Below are 410 nucleotides of genomic sequence, written 5' to 3'. Positions count from 1 at the left end.
CGACATCGAGCTGGTGGCCTTCCCCCAGGCCGGCGTGGTCACCTGCCCTGGCACCGCCCAGGTCATGGAGGCCGCTATCGGCGAAGGGGCTCAGGTGGTTGGCGGCATCGACCCCACCACCTTGGACGGCGACGCTGACGCCCAGCTGGATATCGTCTTCGGCATCGCTGAGCGGCATGGCGTTAAAGTCGATATCCACCTGCATGAACCCGGCGATATCTGCATCGCCCAACTTCAGCGCATTGCCGCGCGCACCCAGGCCCTGGGCATGCAAGGCCTGGTTGCGGTCAGCCACGCCTACGGCCTGGGCGACGTCACCGACGCGGTGGTCGACCACACCGCCGAGGCGTTGGCGGGCGCAGGTATCTCGATCATGACCAATGCCCCGGGCGACCGGGCCTTTCCGCCAG

Annotated in this window: 1 protein-coding gene; it reads left to right on the top strand. The window is 67.6% G+C overall.

All coding sequences use genetic code 11. The features are described 5' to 3' along the window. The coding region (locus QWI17_RS04975) for an amidohydrolase family protein (RefSeq protein ID WP_302721404.1) at positions 1-410 on the top strand (410 nt) is incomplete at both ends.

The sequence above is a fragment of the Gilvimarinus gilvus genome (genome assembly GCF_030518155.1).
Classification (GTDB): Bacteria; Pseudomonadota; Gammaproteobacteria; order Pseudomonadales; family Cellvibrionaceae; genus Gilvimarinus; species Gilvimarinus gilvus.
This window is presented reverse-complemented; position numbering and strand designations above follow the sequence as displayed.